Annotated in this window: 12 protein-coding genes; 3 read left to right on the top strand and 9 right to left on the bottom strand. The window is 60.4% G+C overall.

The features are described 5' to 3' along the window. Nucleotides 1-19: 19 nt before the first annotated feature. Genes M1E02_RS14940 through M1E02_RS14930 form a run of 3 tightly spaced genes read left to right on the top strand, consistent with a single transcriptional unit; the run spans nt 20 to nt 2,228 of the window. On the top strand, nt 20-1,222 hold the full coding sequence (locus tag M1E02_RS14940) for a hypothetical protein (protein WP_479378252.1): 1,203 nt from the start codon (nt 20-22) through the stop codon (nt 1,220-1,222). Further along, a complete protein-coding gene (gene pssD / locus M1E02_RS14935; RefSeq protein WP_479375014.1) occupies nt 1,219-1,668 on the top strand; it encodes a PssD/Cps14F family polysaccharide biosynthesis glycosyltransferase in 450 nt (149 codons plus the stop codon). The genes M1E02_RS14940 and pssD overlap by 4 nt, the downstream gene beginning before the upstream one ends. After that, on the top strand, nt 1,668-2,228 hold the full coding sequence (locus tag M1E02_RS14930; protein WP_479375013.1) for a glycosyltransferase: 561 nt from the start codon (nt 1,668-1,670) through the stop codon (nt 2,226-2,228). The genes pssD and M1E02_RS14930 overlap by 1 nt, the downstream gene beginning before the upstream one ends. A gap of 163 nt (nt 2,229-2,391) precedes the next feature. Here M1E02_RS14930 and M1E02_RS14925 read toward each other — a convergent pair whose 3' ends face one another. From M1E02_RS14925 to galE, 9 genes are all read right to left on the bottom strand, one after another. Further along, complete coding sequence (locus M1E02_RS14925) at nt 2,392-4,044, bottom strand: oligosaccharide flippase family protein (RefSeq protein ID WP_479375012.1); 1,653 nt, start codon at nt 4,042-4,044, stop codon at nt 2,392-2,394. Next, the gene (locus M1E02_RS14920; protein WP_479375011.1) at nt 4,041-5,162 is read right to left on the bottom strand and encodes an O-antigen ligase family protein; all 1,122 of its coding nucleotides are present in this window, start codon (nt 5,160-5,162) and stop codon (nt 4,041-4,043) included. The genes M1E02_RS14925 and M1E02_RS14920 overlap by 4 nt, the downstream gene beginning before the upstream one ends. A 295-nt stretch (nt 5,163-5,457) precedes the next feature. Next, on the bottom strand, nt 5,458-6,312 hold the full coding sequence (locus M1E02_RS14915) for a CDP-alcohol phosphatidyltransferase family protein (protein WP_479375010.1): 855 nt from the start codon (nt 6,310-6,312) through the stop codon (nt 5,458-5,460). Between the two features lie 11 nt (nt 6,313-6,323). Beyond that, on the bottom strand, nt 6,324-9,179 hold the full coding sequence (locus tag M1E02_RS14910) for a fibrinogen-like YCDxxxxGGGW domain-containing protein (protein ID WP_479375009.1): 2,856 nt from the start codon (nt 9,177-9,179) through the stop codon (nt 6,324-6,326). 62 nt (nt 9,180-9,241) lie between these two features. Next, nucleotides 9,242-12,097, bottom strand: coding sequence for a fibrinogen-like YCDxxxxGGGW domain-containing protein (locus M1E02_RS14905; RefSeq protein ID WP_479375008.1), 2,856 nt, complete (start codon nt 12,095-12,097; stop codon nt 9,242-9,244). A 62-nt stretch (nt 12,098-12,159) separates the two neighbouring features. Further along, nucleotides 12,160-15,015, bottom strand: a complete 2,856-nt coding sequence (locus M1E02_RS14900; RefSeq protein ID WP_479375007.1) for a fibrinogen-like YCDxxxxGGGW domain-containing protein — start codon at nt 15,013-15,015, stop codon at nt 12,160-12,162. Nucleotides 15,016-15,034: 19 nt separating this feature from the next. Continuing rightward, a complete protein-coding gene (locus tag M1E02_RS14895; RefSeq protein WP_479375006.1) occupies nt 15,035-15,787 on the bottom strand; it encodes a hypothetical protein in 753 nt (250 codons plus the stop codon). Nucleotides 15,788-16,254: 467 nt separating this feature from the next. Next, entirely contained in the window at nt 16,255-17,760 is a 1,506-nt protein-coding gene (locus M1E02_RS14890; RefSeq protein ID WP_479375005.1) for a glycoside hydrolase family 16 protein, read from the bottom strand. 338 nt (nt 17,761-18,098) lie between these two features. After that, a complete protein-coding gene (gene galE / locus M1E02_RS14885) occupies nt 18,099-19,124 on the bottom strand; it encodes a UDP-glucose 4-epimerase GalE (protein ID WP_479378173.1) in 1,026 nt (341 codons plus the stop codon). Nucleotides 19,125-19,378 lie beyond the last annotated feature (254 nt).

Genomic DNA, 19,378 nt, shown 5'->3' with positions numbered 1-19,378 from the left:
GATACTGGGATCGAGTGAGGTGGCCTCACTGGCCGCGAAGGAGCTTGGCGAAAACGTCCTTCCGGCGGTGCTGCAAAGAAGCTCGGAAACCGCAGCTCCCTCGGGCTCCCAGGTTTTGCAGGTCAGCGTAACTAACAATGATCCGGATGCGGCTGCCGATCACGCCAATGCAATTGCGAAAGCTTACCTGAACTTCAGGGCACAGGGGGCGGCCCAGGTGGCTGCCTCTTATATCAAACAGCTTGATCAGCAAATTGCCGGCCTGGAGAATTCCGCTGAGGATCAGCAGCAAATGTCTGCCTTGGTCCAGCAGCGAATCGGCCTAAGCATAGTCGCAGATAATCCGGGCCGGATAATCGGCTATGCCAATCCGCCGGAGCAGCCTTCGTCTCTGGGGATGCCCGTATTTCTAGCGGGGGGCGTGGCGGGAGGAGCCCTCCTTGGCCTCTTTTTGGCTTTCTGGCGGGATCGAACTGATCCAAGGGCCCGCTACGCGGTCAGGATCGCCGGGTACTTTGAACAACCCGTTGTCCGGATTGGAGGACGGGACGGAAAAGAGGCTGAACGTTGGCTGCTCCGCTTAATCCTCAGGATTACACCCCGCCCGGCGGACGCCAAAGTCAAGGTGGTGGGGATCGTGACTGTTCCTGGCGCCGGTAGATGCGGGCTGGTGGATAATCTGGCAGATCTGGCGACGTCTCAAGGACTTGATGTACTTGCCATTGCAGCAGATGGCATCTTCCCGGAAGCGGTAGACAGGGGCTGGCCGCCTCGCCCGGTCCGGGACCATTGGCAGCACAGGGACCTCGTACTGCTTGACCTTGGAGACCAACTCAGCGGTAGCAGGATAGCTGCAGTGGGGGACCGCGTGGACGCGATCGTTCTCATAGTGGGCCGGCGCAGTCGGCTTCGTCGGGTTCGTGCGATCATCGATGCCCTGGACTCGCTGCCAGATGCCGCGCTGATTCCTGCCTTCAGCAATCGTTCCAGCCTCCATTGGCTCCAACGGCTCCGCTTTCCGGGGCGCCGTACAGTAGCGAGCATTCCCTTTACGGCTCCTTACTTGGTGAAGCCCGCTGTGCCCGCCTCTTTGCGACGCAGCAACTCCGCGCTCTTCGAGGCCTCCGTCCTGCCCCGTGAGAACCAAGAGACTCCCCCGATCGTGGATCTCGATCAATGGGAAACAGCGGAGAACCGCAGCAAATTAGGGAGTAAACCGTGAAGATCTTGCTGGTGACATCGCCGGGTGGACATTTGGCACAACTTCTGCCCTTGGAAAGCTGGTGGCGGAAACACAATAGATCGTGGGTCTCTTTCCGCCGGCCGGAAGTGGAGGCTGCTCTGGAGGACGAAGACGTCACATGGGCCTATTTCCCCACCACCCGAAACATACCCAATGCAATCAGGAACCTCTTTTTGGCCTGGCCTACTCTGCGCCACATTAGGCCTGATGTGGTGGTCTCCGTAGGTGCTGGCGTGGGTGTGCCATTTCTTTTAGTGGCCCGGTTGCTCCATATTCATACCGTCTACATAGAATGCTTTGACAGGATAACCATGCCCACGTTGAGCGGACGCATGTGCTACCCCCTGTCCGAAGTGTTTTGTGTTCAGTGGGAGGAACAACTCAACACTTATCCTGACGCCATCAATATCGGACCAGTCCTGTAATGGCAGGGGAGCCCAAGGTGGTGGTATCGCTGGGTACCGATCACCATAAGTTCGACCGGCTGGTCGACTGGATAGATGAGTGGCTCGAGCGTCAGCCACAACCGTTGGACTGCCTGGTGCAGTATGGGGCAAGCCGGCCGCCCCGATTGGCCCGGGGTATTACGCGAATGCCACGAGGACAAATTCTCGATCTCTACGCATCGGCTGATGTGGTGGTGGTCCAAGGTGGTCCAGGATCCATCATGGACGTACGCGAGGTTGGAAAAATCCCTATAGCCGTACCTAGGGTCCCATCGCTTCATGAAGTCGTAGACGGTCATCAGGTCGCCTTCACTGAGGTCATGGCTGCCCGCGGGGACGCGATCCTCGCCACCACATATCGGCAGATGGTGGCCGCCCTTGAATCGGCTTTGAGAAATCCGGGCTCCGTCCTGACGCCGCCACGTCATGCCGACGCCGTCGCTGCCGCTGAGAAGCTTGAAAGAGCCATCCTGGGGCTCAAGGCCCATCCTGCTCCCATGGCGATACGCCGCGTCCGCCAGCTCATCAGGCGCAAATGAACATCCTGGGTATCCCACTTAACGAGAAGCCCCATATCCTGGCGAGCATGACGCCAAGATCGTTGTGTTTTCGGTTCAGGCTGCATCCCAGGCTGGCCTTTTGGCGAGGAATGAGGGAGCTGGCGGCCGCCAGATCCTCCCCGGCCGCCAGATCCACCCGTCATTATGTCGTCTCGGCGTCGACTCTTGGACCCTGACGCGGATCCCTGTCCTGGATAGCCTCTGTTGCGGAGATAGCCTCTGATGCGGACAGCGCCCTTCCCAGACCGAGCAAACTCCGGAATCGCCATACGATCCCGAGGTAGGTTGCACCGATACCCGCTAGACAGGCCCCCGCGATAAGCGGGGAATCGCCAAGGAAGCCATGGCTAAGAACCCCACCGGCTCCGAACAGCGCCAGGGCCAGAACTGCAGGGAAGGCCAACGCCTTCAGCGACATGTGGATATTCAGGTGTCTTCGCACTTGCCATGTAGCCAGGGCCACGTCCACCGTAACTGCCGCAGCCCACGAGATTGCCGCACCCTGGATCCCCAAGAGCGGAATCAACAATAGGTTTCCCGCGACAGCCACGGCGAGGGCCGCCAGTTTATTGAACATTTGCCATCCACTGCGGCCAGCCATCAGCAGCACGCTTTGAACACCACCGGCGGAGACGCTCAGGCACATGGCAGCAGAAATGATGAGCAATGCCGGATAGCCGGCCTCAAACCCATGGCCGAAGAACCTAAGGATCGTTTCGCCCCAGATCATGAGAGTCAGATAGAAGGGCCACGCAGCAAGCACCAGTATCCGTGTGGCCCCCAAATAGATAGCCTGCGCTTGTCCCAGGTCCTTTACAGCCAATGCAGCGCTCAGCGCAGGCCCCACCACAATGCGCACGATGTGATCAGTCATCTGACCCAGCCGGATACATCTGTTGACCACGCCGTATACACCGGCGGCAGCCGGGCCCAGGAAGAGTCCCACGAGGATGACGTCAATCCATTCGAGCACCACTTCCAGCATGGTGCTGACGCCGCGGACACTCGAGAACGTCCAGAACCGACTGGCCTGCGTGAGGATTGGCCGGCTTTGCTCTGCACCTTGGGCCAGGTCTTGGGTACGGGTGGGGGACTGGACCCACGGCTGGTCCTGTTTTTTGGTCCGTGGCCCCTTGCCAGGTACGCCGCCCAGCGCACGCAGCGCCCGGAACAAGCTCCAGAGGGCCAGTGGTAGCACAATAGCCACCGGCGCCACCCATGCGGTCGTCAGGAAGACTGAGCCGGCTGCCAGGGTGGTCACGGCCACCACCGCGACCAGCCGCAGGCAGGGAAGCGCCACATTTTGCAGCAGCGTAAACGAGCCAATCCTGCCAAATCCCCGCAGGCCGCCGAAGAGAACACTGATGAGCGCCCCGGGGACGATAAAGATTGCAAGGGTGCGGATGATGTTTTGTGAATCAGGGTTGCTGGAAAGCCCTGCCAGGTAAGGGGCTGTAGTCCAGACCACTCCGGCAATCAGCCCACCGAAGATGACCACCGGAAAAACGGCAATGCGAATAGTGGTGGAGATTTCCTGCTGCTGCCCCAAGGCCAGCTGGGCTGAAACTGTCCTGACCATGCCTGTATCAGCCCCGAAGGTGCAGGCGCTGCAGGCAATGGCGAACAAAGCCACCACCTGAAAGAAGGAGCCTGCACCGGAATCGCCCAGGGTCTTACTGACGAACACAGTAGTGGCAAACGCCAGCCCGGCCCCGAACATAACACCCGCGAAAGCAGAGGCTCCGTTGCGGGCCAGGCGGGCTCGTTGCCCGAGGTCGAGGGTCTGCTGGCTCATGCCAAGGCTTCGCCCGTATATTTTGCCCTTAACAAAAGTGCCAAGGTCAGTCCAACCGTACTCAGCTGCATCACGTCGAGGCTGTAGTAGGGGATGATTGCCAGTGCGGCTATCAGCACACCGTGCAGCCACAGCCCGCTGGTCCCATGGCTGTTCCACGTCCGCAATATGCCGCCGATCAGGAATATCAGAAACAACGCCAAACCGATGAACCCGTAACAGAACATCAGCATCCAGATGTAACCTTGCGTGCCGCGGGAAACGCCGATGGATTCATCCATCCGGGGTGCACCCCAGCCAAGAAGTGGCGATTTCAATGTCTCGGTCAATGTGCTTGAGTACAGAGAAAGCCGACCGGATGTACTGTCGCTGTATTCCTGACGGCCGAGGATCTGGTCCAGCGTCCCGGTGTAGATCAAGCCAAAGCCCACAACGGCTGCCGCCGAAGCGAGGGAAAGGACGGGCAGAATTTGGCCGCGGGCTCCCATCCTGAAGGCCACGTAAATTACACAAATGGCCAAACCCAGGAGCATCCCACGGTTACTTGTGGCCAGCGCAGGCCAAAAAGACACTGCAAGTAAGCAGAGTATGACTGCTTGGAGCCAAATCTGACGCGCCAAAGTAGCGGCTGCAAGTGCGACTGGGGTTAACAGCACAAAAGCGGAACCCCAGCCGTTCGCATAGGGAAACGGCGCGGCTGGCCTGTTGTATGCCTCTGGGGCACCCCACGGTTCCTGGATCTCGGCGAGGGGAGGGAAGACCAGGTCGTAAACGAGCGGATTCTGTTTCAGCGAGGCGGGCAGCAGTTCGCCGACGGGAGTATGGAGCCGAAATTCCGGTGCGAGGATGGCCGAGACTCCCAGAATAACCACTGTCACCCAGACCACCATCAAGCCGGTAAGCAACTTCCGAGGGCTGAGGTTTTCCTTGGCATTGATGTAATAGACCATGAAGATGCCAACAGCTATCAAGTTGCCAACCCTTTGTACATAGCCGATCGTCGTATCTCCGTCCGGCAGGTTGATGCCGGCAACCAGAATCCAACAGAGAAACGCGAACCACGGCAGTAACCCGGGGACAATAGAAGTATTTCCGCGGGCGACGAGCAGGCCGGCCATGATGGCGCCCAGCAGAATAGGGACAAAGGGCGCGGCCCCCAGGGCCCACCAGAGCGGAAAGCCGACAAGCAGAATATGGATAGGCCACGCCGGTAAAACAAACGTGATGGCCTGCCGGTGACGGACGAGAGGAGTGAATGACCGCTGCCTGACAAGCAGGGCCGCGTGCTTCATAGCCCCCTCCCGCACTTCCCAATGCAATCAAGAACGACGACTTTAGTGCCACCTCGATACTGGTTCACACGCCCGCATTTAGCCGCGACAACACTTACCCGCCGGGGCCGCCCCGCGACGGTCATACCTGGCCTCTGATGGGAAGCGGCCGGAGCAGCATCTGATATTTACGGCGAAGAGACACAGGAACAACCACGGCGTTCGCCAGCAGCAATACGGAATAGAGCCCCATGAAAACGGCCGGGTAGCCCCATGCAAGAAAAATCCAACACAACATCCCGGAATCTATAGGCAGCATGATGAATGAGCGGAATAGACTTCGCCCCGAAACGGCCTGTTCTCTGCCGCTACCTGGGCCAGGGCCGGTCTCGGCTCCTGTACCGGAGCCAGAGCGGCGGAGTAGCTGTTCGGCCAGTATCTGGCCCATGAAATGCCCAACAGCCAGCAAACAGAAGATGACCGGAATCCAGATAGTCCACGATGAGATGCCTTCGAGCCTGATAACGCCGATGGCGACGGCCAGATGGATGGCCGGAACCCTCACTGCGTCTATCACATGGTCCAACCACTCCCCGGCTGGGCCTCCTGTGCCAGTCACCCGGGCTACCTGCCCATCTGCCGAGTCCAGCACGTAACCAGATGCGAAGAGAAAAGCTGCCGCCACTCCAGTTGACGGCACCGGGGGCAAAACGATGAGGGCTGTCAGCCCAAGCAACGACAGGAGGGCGCTCGCTTGGGAAACATTGTTGGCCGTCCACCCCAACCTCACGGCTACAGCGGCGCCGTAACGGCCCAGACGCCGGTTGGCCCAGCGAGTATAGGCGGGAACCGTGTCCCCGGGTTTTTGTGCCGACTCCAGCTCTCGAAGGGTGTTGACGATGCGTTGGGCTGGATCGCGTTGCCCGGGGCGCCGCCTTGCTGGAATAGAGGGTTCAGCAAGGCCGGGTGCGTGGGATTCGGGTGTCAGGTGGGTCACTGTGGTCCCTTTCATTGATTCTTGAGGGTTGCCACGGCGGTTAACTCGAAGCTGGAGTTGGGGGTTGCCCGGTAGCCGGAGTGGACTTCAGCGGTGATGCTGTTGATCCCGGTGGTGAAGGCTGACTGGGGGATGGTGAGTGTTACGGGGTTGGCGAGGGCGGTACTGGTGCTTGGTGAGGCTGTTGAGTAGGTGTTGTAGGAGATGGTTCCTGTGGGCATGTTGACCCGGGTCACTTCGGTTCCGTTGACATAGACCACGATCCCGTCGTCGGCTCGGGTGTTGATGGTGACGGAGGCGATGACTGTGGCGTCGGCGATGGTGAATGTCTTGCGGTACTGGATGGCAAGGGGCTTGGTTCCCTCAGCTGTCAGTGTGGTTCCCAGGCCTGTGGTTCCCCAGCCAAGGGGGGCTGGTCCTGAGGCCCAGCCGGTGTCGTTGAACGCGGTGGTTTTCCATGCGGGATCGGGGGCGGAGTTGTTGAAGTTGTAGCGCCAGGTGGAGCCAGCGGCGATGAGGGTGGAGGATGCTGGTGCAACTCCTGCGGTGACTACGGTTGTGCTGGCTGAGAGGTTTCCGGCGGGGTCAATGGCTCTGACGAAGTACCGGGCGCCGGCGACGGCGGGGACGGTCAAGGAGGTTGCGCCTGCGGCGGTGGTGGCGATGACTCGCTCGTTGCGCAGCACTTGATAGCGTGCTGATGCGTCTGATGAGCGGGTCCATGTGATGGTGTCGGTTGTGCCGTTGCCAGAGGCTGCTGGATTGCCGGGGGAACCGGGTGCTGTGGTGTCCCTGGCGCCAAAGCGGACGAATCCGCCGGACCACTGGTTTGCTCCGGTGCGGGAGGTTGAGCTGATGAAGTCGCCGCCGATCCAGAGTGCCCCGGTGCTGTCAGTGAAGGTTCCCCAGGCTCCGTATCCGCCGCGGCCCCTCATGGTGGGGTTGAATTCGGGGATGATCTGTCCTGTTGAGGCGTCCCAGGCGCCGACGAAGCCGATCGTGTCCGCGCTTGTCCAGGCTGTGCCGATTGAGGACCATTTGTCTGCGCCGGAGTAGTTCCAGTTGTTGCAATGGCAGCCGCCGAAGATGACTCCGTTGCCCATGGAAATCGTCTGGAAGTCCCCGCCTTGCTTGGTGATGTTCGAGGACAGCCGGCTGAAGTTGGCTTTGTCGAAGCTGAAGAGGCTATGCTCCGAACCGCCGATCCACACCCTGTTCGGTGCTTCCTTGATGGCGAACTGGAAGTTCGTCGTCGAGCTGGGTACCCAGGTCCAGGCCGGTGAAGCCAGGGGAGCTCCCGAGCTCGTGAGGACAGCTGCGACTTTGTTGGCCGCGGCCGAATTCGAACTGGTGAAGTATCCGGAGGCGTATAGCCGGCCGCCGTCCACGCTGGCATCGACGGCTGTCACGGTTCCGTTGAACGCCGGGTTCCAGGTGGGATCGGGCGTGCCATCAGTCACCGACGCCCGGCCCGCAGCCCTTGCGTAGGTGGTGGCGCTCGGACGGGTCCCGCCACCCAGGTGGGTGAAGTTTCCTCCGAGATACAGCCAGTTACCGAGAACTGACAGGCTCCGGACCTGAACGACTTGCGAGGGGAGCGCGTTGACTATGGACATGGTCCAGGTTTTGTTGGTGGCACCCGTGACCGGATCCAGGCCAACGATCCCGCTGGCCGGCTCACCGTTGACAGTGGTGAACTCGCCACCGGCTACCAGTATGCCGCTGGGCAGCACAGTCAATGCTTTTACCTGGCCGTTGAAGGTGGGGCGGAACCCGGAGACCCAGTCGCCGGTGGCGGCGTTGAAGCCGGCCAGATAAGACTGCTGTACTTGCCCGGCACCGGCTGAAGTCTGCTGCACGAACTTAAAGTTGCCTCCAACGAACACCGTGTTTCCGGCTTGAGTGAAGGCCTGGGCCTCAGTGTCCATTTCCCCGGTCCGGCCGTTGGCCTGCCCGGTGACTCCCCAGCGCGTGGGCAATGCTCCCGTCTCGGGCAGCGCCCGTTGGGCGTAAGCTGCGGTGCCGCCATTGGGGATCGGCGTGTTGGCCAAATCAGCCTGGGTAAGGCGCGGCCTCAGGTACATCTGGGTAAAGGGCCGTGCGCTTCCCGTCGTTGAGGTGGCGGACCACAGGTAGGTCGTGCTCGAATTTTCACCCGTGATGCTGGAGCCGAAGGCAAAACCCTGCGTCCAGCTCTGTGCTGCGATGGACCGCGAATCGACGCGGCGGAAGCCGGAGTCCAACCCAAAACTCATCGTTTGGCCGCCGCTGCCGCTGACCCCATCAAAGGAATAACTTCCCACCCGGCGTTCAGACCCGAACGTCCACACCCAGCCGGCCTGTCCCAGTACTTTGAACCGGGCTTCCTGCCACGCGGTTCCTGCCGAATTGGTAGCGCGCCGCAGACGGATCCCGTCCGTCATGGCATCGACCCGCTGTCCGTTCAGCAGGCCATCGATAACCGCCGATGAAAGCTCGCGGGCAGCGAAAGCTGTCTGGCCTGTCACCGCACTCCGGACCTGTGCCGTTGTGCCCAGGCCCTCATACTTTTCTTTCCACCCTTCACGGCCCCGGCCGATCAGCACCCAGCCGCCACCATCGGAGGTTTGATCGCAGTAGAACTGCTCCGGCGCCTGGAGTTTGTCCGTACGCAACCAATAAATGCCGGAAGGACTTGCCGGTGAAACCTGCTTCACCTCCCAGCACGACGCCGCAGCAGTCCCCTCAGAAGAACCGTCATAAACGGTAGGTCCTGCAGCACGCACACCAGGAGCCACCACAACCATCACGGAAATGGCCATGAGGAACGCGGACAAGGTGGCTACCAATGCCTTAGGCCTGAGCTGGGACAATGCCTTTGACGTCATGATTACTCCTCCGTGCGGCTCAGCAGGGGATTCGGGTGTCAGGTGGGTCACTGTGGTCCCTTTCATTGATTCTTGAGGGTTGCCACGGCGGTTAACTCGAAGCTGGAGTTGGGGGTTGCCCGGTAGCCGGAGTGGACTTCAGCGGTGATGCTGTTGATCCCGGTGGTGAAGGCTGACTGGGGGATGGTGAGTGTTACGGGGTTGGCGAGGGCGGTACTGGTGCTTGGTGAGGTCGTTGAGTAGGTGTTGTAGGAGATGGTTCCTGTGGGCATGTTGACCCGGGTCACTTCGGTTCCGTTGACATAGACCACGATCCCGTCGTCGGCTCGGGTGTTGATGGTGACGGAGGCGATGACTGTGGCGTCGGCGATGGTGAATGTCTTGCGGTACTGGATGGCAAGGGGCTTGGTTCCCTCAGCTGTCAGTGTGGTTCCCAGGCCTGTGGTTCCCCAGCCAAGGGGGGCTGGTCCTGAGGCCCAGCCGGTGTCGTTGAACGCGGTGGTTTTCCATGCGGGATCGGGGGCGGAGTTGTTGAAGTTGTAGCGCCAGGTGGAGCCAGCGGCGATGAGGGTGGAGGATGCTGGTGCAACTCCTGCGGTGACTACGGTTGTGCTGGCTGAGAGGTTTCCGGCGGGGTCAATGGCTCTGACGAAGTACCGGGCGCCGGCGACGGCGGGGACGGTCAGCGAGGTTGCGCCTGCGGCGGTGGTGGCGATGACTCGCTCGTTGCGCAGCACTTGATAGCGTGCTGATGTGTCTGATGAGCGGGTCCATGTGATGGTGTCGGTTGTGCCGTTGCCAGAGGCTGCTGGATTGCCGGGGGAACCGGGTGCTGTGGTGTCCCTGGCGCCAAAGCGGACGAATCCGCCGGACCACTGGTTTGCTCCGGTGCGGGAGGTTGAGCTGATGAAGTCGCCGCCGATCCAGAGTGCCCCGGTGCTGTCAGTGAAGGTTCCCCAGGCTCCGTATCCGCCGCGGCCCCTCATGGTGGGGTTGAATTCGGGGATGATCTGTCCTGTTGAGGCGTCCCAGGCGCCGACGAAGCCGATCGTGTCCGCGCTTGTCCAGGCTGTGCCGATTGAGGACCATTTGTCTGCGCCGGAGTAGTTCCAGTTGTTGCAATGGCAGCCGCCGAAGATGACTCCGTTGCCCATGGAAATCGTCTGGAAGTCCCCGCCTTGCTTGGTGATGTTCGAGGACAGCCGGCTGAAGTTGGCTTTGTCGAAGCTGAAGAGGCTATGCTCCGAACCGCCGATCCACACCCTGTTCGGTGCTTCCTTGATGGCGAACTGGAAGTTCGCCGTCGAGCTGGGTACCCAGGTCCAGGCCGGTGAAGCCAGGGGAGCTCCCGAGCTCGTGAGGACAGCTGCGACTTTGTTGGCCGCGGCCGAATTCGAACTGGTGAAGTATCCGGAGGCGTATAGCCGGCCGCCGTCCACGCTGGCATCGACGGCTGTCACGGTTCCGTTGAACGCCGGGTTCCAGGTGGGATCGGGCGTGCCATCAGTCACCGACGCCCGGCCCGCAGCCCTTGCGTAGGTGGTGGCGCTCGGACGGGTCCCGCCACCCAGGTGGGTGAAGTTTCCTCCGAGATACAGCCAGTTACCGAGAACTGACAGGCTCCGGACCTGAACGACTTGCGAGGGGAGCGCGTTGACTATGGACATGGTCCAGGTTTTGTTGGTGGCACCCGTGACCGGATCCAGGCCAACGATCCCGCTGGCGGGTTGACCGTTGACAGTGGTGAACTCGCCACCGGCTACGAGTATGCCGCTGGGCAGCACAGTCAATGCTTTTACCTGGCCGTTGAAGGTGGGGCGGAACCCGGAGACCCAGTCGCCGGTGGCGGCGTTGAAGCCGGCCAGATAAGACTGCTGTACTTGCCCGGCACCGGCTGAAGTCTGCTGCACGAACTTAAAGTTGCCTCCAACGAACACCGTGTTTCCGGCTTGAGTGAAGGCCTGGGCCTCAGTGTCCATTTCCCCGGTCCGGCCGTTGGCCTGCCCGGTGACTCCCCAGCGCGTGGGCAATGCTCCCGTCTCGGGCAGCGCCCGTTGGGCGTAAGCTGCGGTGCCGCCATTGGGGATCGGCGTGTTGGCCAAATTAGCCTGGGTAAGGCGCGGCCTCAGGTACATCTGGGTAAAGGGCCGTGCGCTTCCCGTCGTTGAGGTGGCGGACCACAGGTAGGTCGTGCTCGAATTTGTACCCGTGATGCTGGAGCCGAAGGCAAAACCCTGCGTCCAGCTCTGTGCTGCGATGGACCGCGAATCGACGCGGCGGAAGCCGGAGTCCAACCCAAAACTCATCGTTTGGCCGCCGCTGCCGCTGACCCCATCAAAGGAATAACTTCCCACCCGGCGTTCAGACCCGAACGTCCACACCCAGCCGGCCTGTCCCAGTACTTTGAACCGGGCTTCCTGCCACGCGGTTCCTGCCGAGTTGGTGGCGCGCCGCAGACGGATCCCGTCCGTCATGGCATCGACCCGCTGTCCGTTCAGCAGGCCATCGATGACCGCCGATGAAAGCTCGCGGGCAGCGAAAGCTGTCTGGCCTGTCACCGCACTCCGGACCTGTGCCGTTGTGCCCAGGCCCTCATACTTTTCTTTCCACCCTTCACGGCCCCGGCCGATCAGCACCCAGCCGCCACCATCGGAGGTTTGATCGCAGTAGAACTGCTCCGGCGCCTGGAGTTTGTCGGTACGCAACCAGTAAATGCCGGAAGGACTTGCCGGTGAAACCTGCTTCACCTCCCAGCACGACGCCGCAGCAGTCCCCTCAGAAGAACCGTCATAAACGGTAGGTCCTGCAGCACGCACACCAGGAGCCACCACAACCATCACGGAAATGGCCATGAGGAACGCGGACAAGGTGGCTACCAATGCCTTAGGCCTGAGCTGGGACAATGCCTTTGACGTCATGATTACTCCTCCGTGCGGCTCAGCAGGGGATTCGGGTGTCAGGTGGGTCACTGTGGTCCCTTTCATTGATTCTTGAGGGTTGCCACGGCGGTTAACTCGAAGCTGGAGTTGGGGGTTGCCCGGTAGCCGGAGTGGACTTCAGCGGTGATGCTGTTGATCCCGGTGGTGAAGGCTGACTGGGGGATGGTGAGTGTTACGGGGTTGGCGAGGGCGGTACTGGTGCTTGGTGAGGTCGTTGAGTAGGTGTTGTAGGAGATGGTTCCTGTGGGCATGTTGACCCGGGTCACTTCGGTTCCGTTGACATAGACCACGATCCCGTCGTCGGCTCGGGTGTTGATGGTGACGGAGGCGATGACTGTGGCGTCGGCGATGGTGAATGTCTTGCGGTACTGGATGGCAAGGGGCTTGGTTCCCTCAGCTGTCAGTGTGGTTCCCAGGCCTGTGGTTCCCCAGCCAAGGGGGGCTGGTCCTGAGGCCCAGCCGGTGTCGTTGAACGCGGTGGTTTTCCATGCGGGATCGGGGGCGGAGTTGTTGAAGTTGTAGCGCCAGGTGGAGCCAGCGGCGATGAGGGTGGAGGATGCTGGTGCAACTCCTGCGGTGACTACGGTTGTGCTGGCTGAGAGGTTTCCGGCGGGGTCAATGGCTCTGACGAAGTACCGGGCGCCGGCGACGGCGGGGACGGTCAGCGAGGTTGCGCCTGCGGCGGTGGTGGCGATGACTCGCTCGTTGCGCAGCACTTGATAGCGTGCTGATGTGTCTGATGAGCGGGTCCATGTGATGGTGTCGGTTGTGCCGTTGCCAGAGGCTGCTGGATTGCCGGGGGAACCGGGTGCTGTGGTGTCCCTGGCGCCAAAGCGGACGAATCCGCCGGACCACTGGTTTGCTCCGGTGCGGGAGGTTGAGCTGATGAAGTCGCCGCCGATCCAGAGTGCCCCGGTGCTGTCAGTGAAGGTTCCCCAGGCTCCGTATCCGCCGCGGCCCCTCATGGTGGGGTTGAATTCGGGGATGATCTGTCCTGTTGAGGCGTCCCAGGCGCCGACGAAGCCGATCGTGTCCGCGCTTGTCCAGGCTGTGCCGATTGAGGACCATTTGTCTGCGCCGGAGTAGTTCCAGTTGTTGCAATGGCAGCCGCCGAAGATGACTCCGTTGCCCATGGAAATCGTCTGGAAGTCCCCGCCTTGCTTGGTGATGTTCGAGGACAGCCGGCTGAAGTTGGCTTTGTCGAAGCTGAAGAGGCTATGCTCCGAACCGCCGATCCACACCCTGTTTAGTGCTTCCTTGATGGCGAACTGGAAGTTCGCCGTCGAGCTGGGTACCCAGGTCCAGGCCGGTGAAGCCAGGGGAGCTCCCGAGCTCGTGAGGACAGCTGCGACTTTGTTGGCCGCGGCCGAATTCGAACTGGTGAAGTATCCGGAGGCGTATAGCCGGCCGCCGTCCACGCTGGCATCGACGGCTGTCACGGTTCCGTTGAATGCCGGGTTCCAGGTGGGATCGGGCGTGCCATCAGTCACCGACGCCCGGCCCGCAGCCCTTGCGTAGGTGGTGGCGCTCGGACGGGTCCCGCCACCCAGGTGGGTGAAGTTTCCTCCGAGATACAGCCAGTTACCGAGAACTGACAGGCTCCGGACCTGAACGACTTGCGAGGGGAGCGCGTTGACTATGGACATGGTCCAGGTTTTGTTGGTGGCACCCGTGACCGGATCCAGGCCAACGATCCCGCTGGCCGGCTCACCGTTGACAGTGGTGAACTCGCCACCGGCTACCAGTATGCCGCTGGGCAGCACAGTCAATGCTTTTACCTGGCCGTTGAAGGTGGGGCGGAACCCGGAGACCCAGTCGCCGGTGGCGGCGTTGAAGCCGGCCAGATAAGACTGCTGTACTTGCCCGGCACCGGCTGAAGTCTGCTGCACGAACTTAAAGTTGCCTCCAACGAACACCGTGTTTCCGGCTTGAGTGAAGGCCTGGGCCTCAGTGTCCATTTCCCCGGTCCGGCCGTTGGCCTGCCCGGTGACTCCCCAGCGCGTGGGCAATGCTCCCGTCTCGGGCAGCGCCCGTTGGGCGTAAGCTGCGGTGCCGCCATTGGGGATCGGCGTGTTGGCCAAATCAGCCTGGGTAAGGCGCGGCCTCAGGTACATCTGGGTAAAGGGCCGTGCGCTTCCCGTCGTTGAGGTGGCGGACCACAGGTAGGTCGTGCTCGAATTTTCACCCGTGATGCTGGAGCCGAAGGCAAAACCCTGCGTCCAGCTCTGTGCTGCGATGGACCGCGAATCGACGCGGCGGAAGCCGGAGTCCAACCCAAAACTCATCGTTTGGCCGCCGCTGCCGCTGACCCCATCAAAGGAATAACTTCCCACCCGGCGTTCAGACCCGAACGTCCACACCCAGCCGGCCTGTCCCAGTACTTTGAACCGGGCTTCCTGCCACGCGGTTCCTGCCGAATTGGTAGCGCGCCGCAGACGGATCCCGTCCGTCATGGCATCGACCCGCTGTCCGTTCAGCAGGCCATCGATAACCGCCGATGAAAGCTCGCGGGCAGCGAAAGCTGTCTGGCCTGTCACCGCACTCCGGACCTGTGCCGTTGTGCCCAGGCCCTCATACTTTTCTTTCCACCCTTCACGGCCCCGGCCGATCAGCACCCAGCCGCCACCATCGGAGGTTTGATCGCAGTAGAACTGCTCCGGCGCCTGGAGTTTGTCCGTACGCAACCAATAAATGCCGGAAGGACTTGCCGGTGAAACCTGCTTCACCTCCCAGCACGACGCCGCAGCAGTCCCCTCAGAAGAACCGTCATAAACGGTAGGTCCTGCAGCACGCACACCAGGAGCCACCACAACCATCACGGAAATGGCCATGAGGAACGCGGACAAGGTGGCTACAAGTGCCTTAGGCCTGAGCTGGGACAATGCCTTTGACGTCATGATTACTCCTCCGTGCGGCTCAGCAGGCTGGATCGTTGGGGAAGGTGTGCTCGACGATGAGCAACTTGCCGTCGACTTCCTGAAGGACATAGGTGTTGAGGTACTTCCGGGTACCTTCAGGTGAGGCTGCCAGGACAACGGCACCGCTCTCATCCGTCGTCTGAACACTGCTGGAGTCGACGCAAACAGTTGCGTGAATCAGGGTGTGACCATCCCTGATCTCTTCCACCAGCACGGGCTCGCCGACCGTTTTGACAGTTCCGGACTGACGCCAGTGGTTGGATGAGAATTCCTGTTCCTGTGCTTCAAGCTCTCCCAGGGCAGCACCCTTCGCGATTTCTGCGAAACTCGCTGTGCTCTTCCCCGGTTCTGCCGCTGCGGCCTTGCCTATTCCGGTTGAGCGATCGACGAATGCGGCTATAGCGCCCTGTGCTGCGGAACGTGTGGCAGGGCCAGGGGGCTGCGGGACGGTTGCTGGTGAACCGCCAGGCAGCGTTTGCTCGGGCGCGGCCGGAGCAGGGGCCGCAGGTTCAGCGGGCTGTCCTGCCGGGGCCGGGTTGGGCTGGGCCGGATGCGACGGTCCATCCAACTTAGTTTCTACGTTTGCCGAACCTACAGCCGCGGTGCTCGCACCACCGGCAGGTACGGAGGCCGTCAGAGTCCACACCATGGCTGGGCAAGCCACAATGGCAAGCGTCCAACGGACGCCCTTCAGATGGCCTTTGGCCTGCAGCTTGGTCTTGTTTTGGGAGGAAGAGTCGACAGGTGACACTTCTGAGCCCCCTTTGATTAGTGCCAGTTCCCAACTCTTGCGACCACTGTCAGAAGACCGGCTGACAAGGCTGGATTGCTCCAAACTGTAGGCCTGGCAAACACGCAGAACAAGGCAAAAATACGGCCACTGGAAGGTTCGAGGGGTTTTTCGGTAAAGACCAGTAGGCTGCAGTCCAACCACAAGTGAAGCAGCTTTTGGGCAGGTGGAACCGGGGTCAAAAGCAAGTGTTTTTAGCAGCGTGGGAGTAGGGACTACCCGGGCCGCAAGGGCCGCAGATTTTGCCGTAGTGAGAAGCGAATGTATCGGATCCTGAGGCTAGGTAGCTTGCGTTCAGGGAACAAAAGAATCCTTAAACGACGGATGAGGTGGACCTTTACGAGGTCCACCTCATCTGAGGCTCCTGGCGTTGTATGACATCACTGCCGGCTACAGCACCAATTGCGCCAAATCCCAGGAGGGAGTGCTCAGCCGTTATACGCCCAAGCCCGAACATAGTCGATCTGGTAGTCAGCGGACGACTTGGTATCTGTGTAGTCCGGGCCGATCGGATTGCCGTAGTAGGAAGAACCGATCTGCAGATTTAGCCTCATATTGAAGGCTGACTGGAAGTTGGGTCCCCACAGCCACGGATATTGCTGCTTGGTGGCAGTGGCTACAAGCTTGCCGTCAAAGTAGCCCTTGAGCTCCGTCGGAGTGTATTCAACAGCCCACGTGTGGAAGTCAGCAGAGGAATCGACCGTGGTACCTGCCAGGGCCTCCCAGTTCCAGCCCTTCTTGGTTCCCGAGCCATAGGTGGATTCATGGGCGGTGAAGTATGAGGTGCCAGCGGGCATGGCGTTGGTGGACGGGGTACCCCAGGCTTCCATAATGTCCACTTCGCCAGCGCCTTTATTGCGCAGCCAGAAAGCGGGCCAGATTCCGCGAGAATCTCCCGGAGTGGTGGGAATCTTGGCACGGATCTCCCAGCGACCGTACTGCTGCTCAAATTTGCCCATAGAGTCTATATAGCCAGTGGTGAAGTCGCGGCCATCAACAGTTTGGCGCTTACCCGTGATGTGCAACAGGCCATCACTGACAGTGACATTGGCTGCCTTGATACGTGCAACGTCATAGGACAACGATTCATTATCGCGTACGTTCCACTGTCGCGTATCAGTGGAAAACTCGTCCCGGAACGCAGGCTGACCCCACCCAGGAAGATCGGCGTCGGAAACTGGAGAAACCGGTGCCGTCGTAGCCGCGGGAGCGACCAGGGTGCTGACCTTGAAGTCATCGAATGCCAAGGCCGTAGGCTGGCCCGTGCTGGAAAGGTAGCCGGCAACGGCAACGGCGCCGGGAGTGGTGATCCGCTGGGTGGATGTATCTGTGTATTCGTTGGCCCAGGTCGTCGGCTCGTTGCTGCCTGCTGCCCACGCCTTGGCTTTAAGCCGGACCGCGGTGGAACCCGACGTCTGCAGCTTCAAATTAATGTTCTGCCCTGCTTTGACCAGGAACGGCAGGGCCGTGGCGCTTTTCAGCACGGTGATTCCCGAGCTCCCATTGGACCGCGAAGTTTCAAGCGTTGCCTTGCCCCCGGGGGCAACCCTGAGGACAGTGCGGTAATACCCGCCGGCCGTCTCACGGATATGCAGGGAGGAGTAGACACCACTGCCGGAAGTCGGCAGATCGCGGATGGACACTGTATAGGACGCCTGAGCATTGGCAACTGACAGCGATGCCGCCGTGGTGATGGACTTACCGCGCTCTGTGAGCGACATGTTGGCGTGACCAGAGCTGACGGACGTCGAAGGTGACGCGGAGCTATAGGATACATTTTGCGGAGACAGTCCCCATCCGCGGCTGACCGTGCGCGACATGGAGTCGTTGAGCACAACGGAGCCCTCTACCAGTGCCGGTTCTTCTGCGCTGGCAGGCATGCCGGGAATGGTGGCGGCGAGCAGAGCAGCGGTGACAACTCCGGCCGCAAACACTAATCTGCCAGCTTTAGGGCGCGCTGAAATTGGGGTCGACGGATTGTTCATAAGTAGTGTGTAACTCTCTAGTTGGTGCCATCCCCATTTGGCGTGCACGAACGCAACCTTACAAGTGGGAGTACTTCCCCGAGACCGCCCCTAGTCTTGCACGCTGACATTGCTCGATGCAAAACCGTTATAAATCTCGAATACAGCTTGGCGGAGACTCGGTGAAGCTGTGAAATGCCCGGTATTGCTGGGATGCAAGCCCAATCGGATGGAAGTAAGACCTCCCGTTTGGCCTCTGTTTTAGGGACGTAACATTCGGCGCGCAGTTGGCTGGATGGTAGTGGGTCCTACACATTTCCATCGGAGGAATACCCTTGCGGGTTGTCGCTCTGCCAGCGCCAGTGATCACGGCACATAGCTGCCAGATCCCGCTCCGCGGACCACCCCAAATCGGCCATGGCTGCCGAGGGATCTGCGAAGCTGACTGCAACATCGCCGGCGCGCCGTGGGGCGAAGTCAAAGGGAATTGACTTACCCGCTGCTCGACTGAAGGCTTCAATAACTTCCAGAACGGAGGAGCCGCGTCCAGTGCCGAGGTTCCATCGGTGGATGCCGTTGTGCTTTAGCAGGTAGGAGAGCGCAGCCAAGTGGCCGCTTGCCAGATCCATAACGTGGATATAATCCCGGACGCCGGTGCCGTCATGCGTGGGGTAATCCTTACCAAACACGAGAACTTTTTCACGGCGGCCTACGGCAACTTGGGCGACGAACGGAAGTAAATTGTTGGGGGTGCCTTTTGGATCCTCGCCGATACGACCGGATTCGTGGGCGCCGACCGGGTTGAAGTATCGAAGCAACGCAATCTTCCAGCGGGGATCAGAGGCAGACAAGTCCGTCAGGATGTCTTCAATCTGTTCCTTTGTCCGCCCGTAAGGATTGCTGGCATCCAGCGGCATCTTCTCCGTAAGCGGTACATCCTCGGAGTCCCCGTAGACGGTGGCTGAAGAGCTGAAAACCAAGGTATTCACATTGAACTCATCCATGCACTCCACCAAATTGAGAGTACTGACGATGTTGTTGCGGTAATACATGATCGGTACGGATACGGATTCGCTCACTGATTTCAGGCCAGCGAAGTGAATTACCGCCTCTATTTCGCCTTCCTGGAACACTTGATTAAGAGCTTCGAAATCCAAAAGATCGACGCGTCGGAAAATGACCGGTTTGTTGGTTAATTCACTGACTCTTTGTAAGGATTCATGGGATGAATTAATGAAATTATCGACAACAATAACTTCATGGCCTGCATTGAGCAGGCACAAGGTTGTGTGTGATCCGATATAACCCGATCCGCCAGTGACTAAGACCTTCATGGCCCTTAGGGTAACGTCTTTCACCTTGCCGAAAAAGGCCCGCGGTTGGCTCATACAACCGACTCAGCATTTGGGGTCTTATGTCGCATGGCCAAGGCACGGGGTGACGTGTAATGAAGCCTCCGCCTGCTGGGCCCACCTGTCCTGCCTGGACTGGGCCATCGAAAATGGATCGTGCCACTGTTCCCGGGCCCGCCGCTGACGGAGGCTTGGTGAAGATCCTCGGGGGGAGACAGCCGCCTGCCCTTGTGCTG

It is taken from the genome of Arthrobacter sp. Z5-13, assembly GCF_056499105.1.
This window is presented reverse-complemented; position numbering and strand designations above follow the sequence as displayed.

What these genes read in the sequence shown, in the direction of transcription:
- M1E02_RS14925 (WP_479375012.1), bottom strand. Translation starts at nt 4,044, where the DNA reads ATGAGCCAGCAGACCCTCGACCTCGGGCAACGAGCCCGCCTGGCCCGC.
- M1E02_RS14900 (WP_479375007.1), bottom strand. Translation starts at nt 15,015, where the DNA reads ATGACGTCAAAGGCATTGTCCCAGCTCAGGCCTAAGGCACTTGTAGCC.
- galE (WP_479378173.1), bottom strand. Translation starts at nt 19,124, where the DNA reads ATGAAGGTCTTAGTCACTGGCGGATCGGGTTATATCGGATCACACACA.
- M1E02_RS14910 (WP_479375009.1), bottom strand. Translation starts at nt 9,179, where the DNA reads ATGACGTCAAAGGCATTGTCCCAGCTCAGGCCTAAGGCATTGGTAGCC.
- M1E02_RS14920 (WP_479375011.1), bottom strand. Translation starts at nt 5,162, where the DNA reads ATGGCCGGCCTGCTCGTCGCCCGCGGAAATACTTCTATTGTCCCCGGG.
- M1E02_RS14930 (WP_479375013.1), top strand. Translation starts at nt 1,668, where the DNA reads ATGGCAGGGGAGCCCAAGGTGGTGGTATCGCTGGGTACCGATCACCAT.
- M1E02_RS14905 (WP_479375008.1), bottom strand. Translation starts at nt 12,097, where the DNA reads ATGACGTCAAAGGCATTGTCCCAGCTCAGGCCTAAGGCATTGGTAGCC.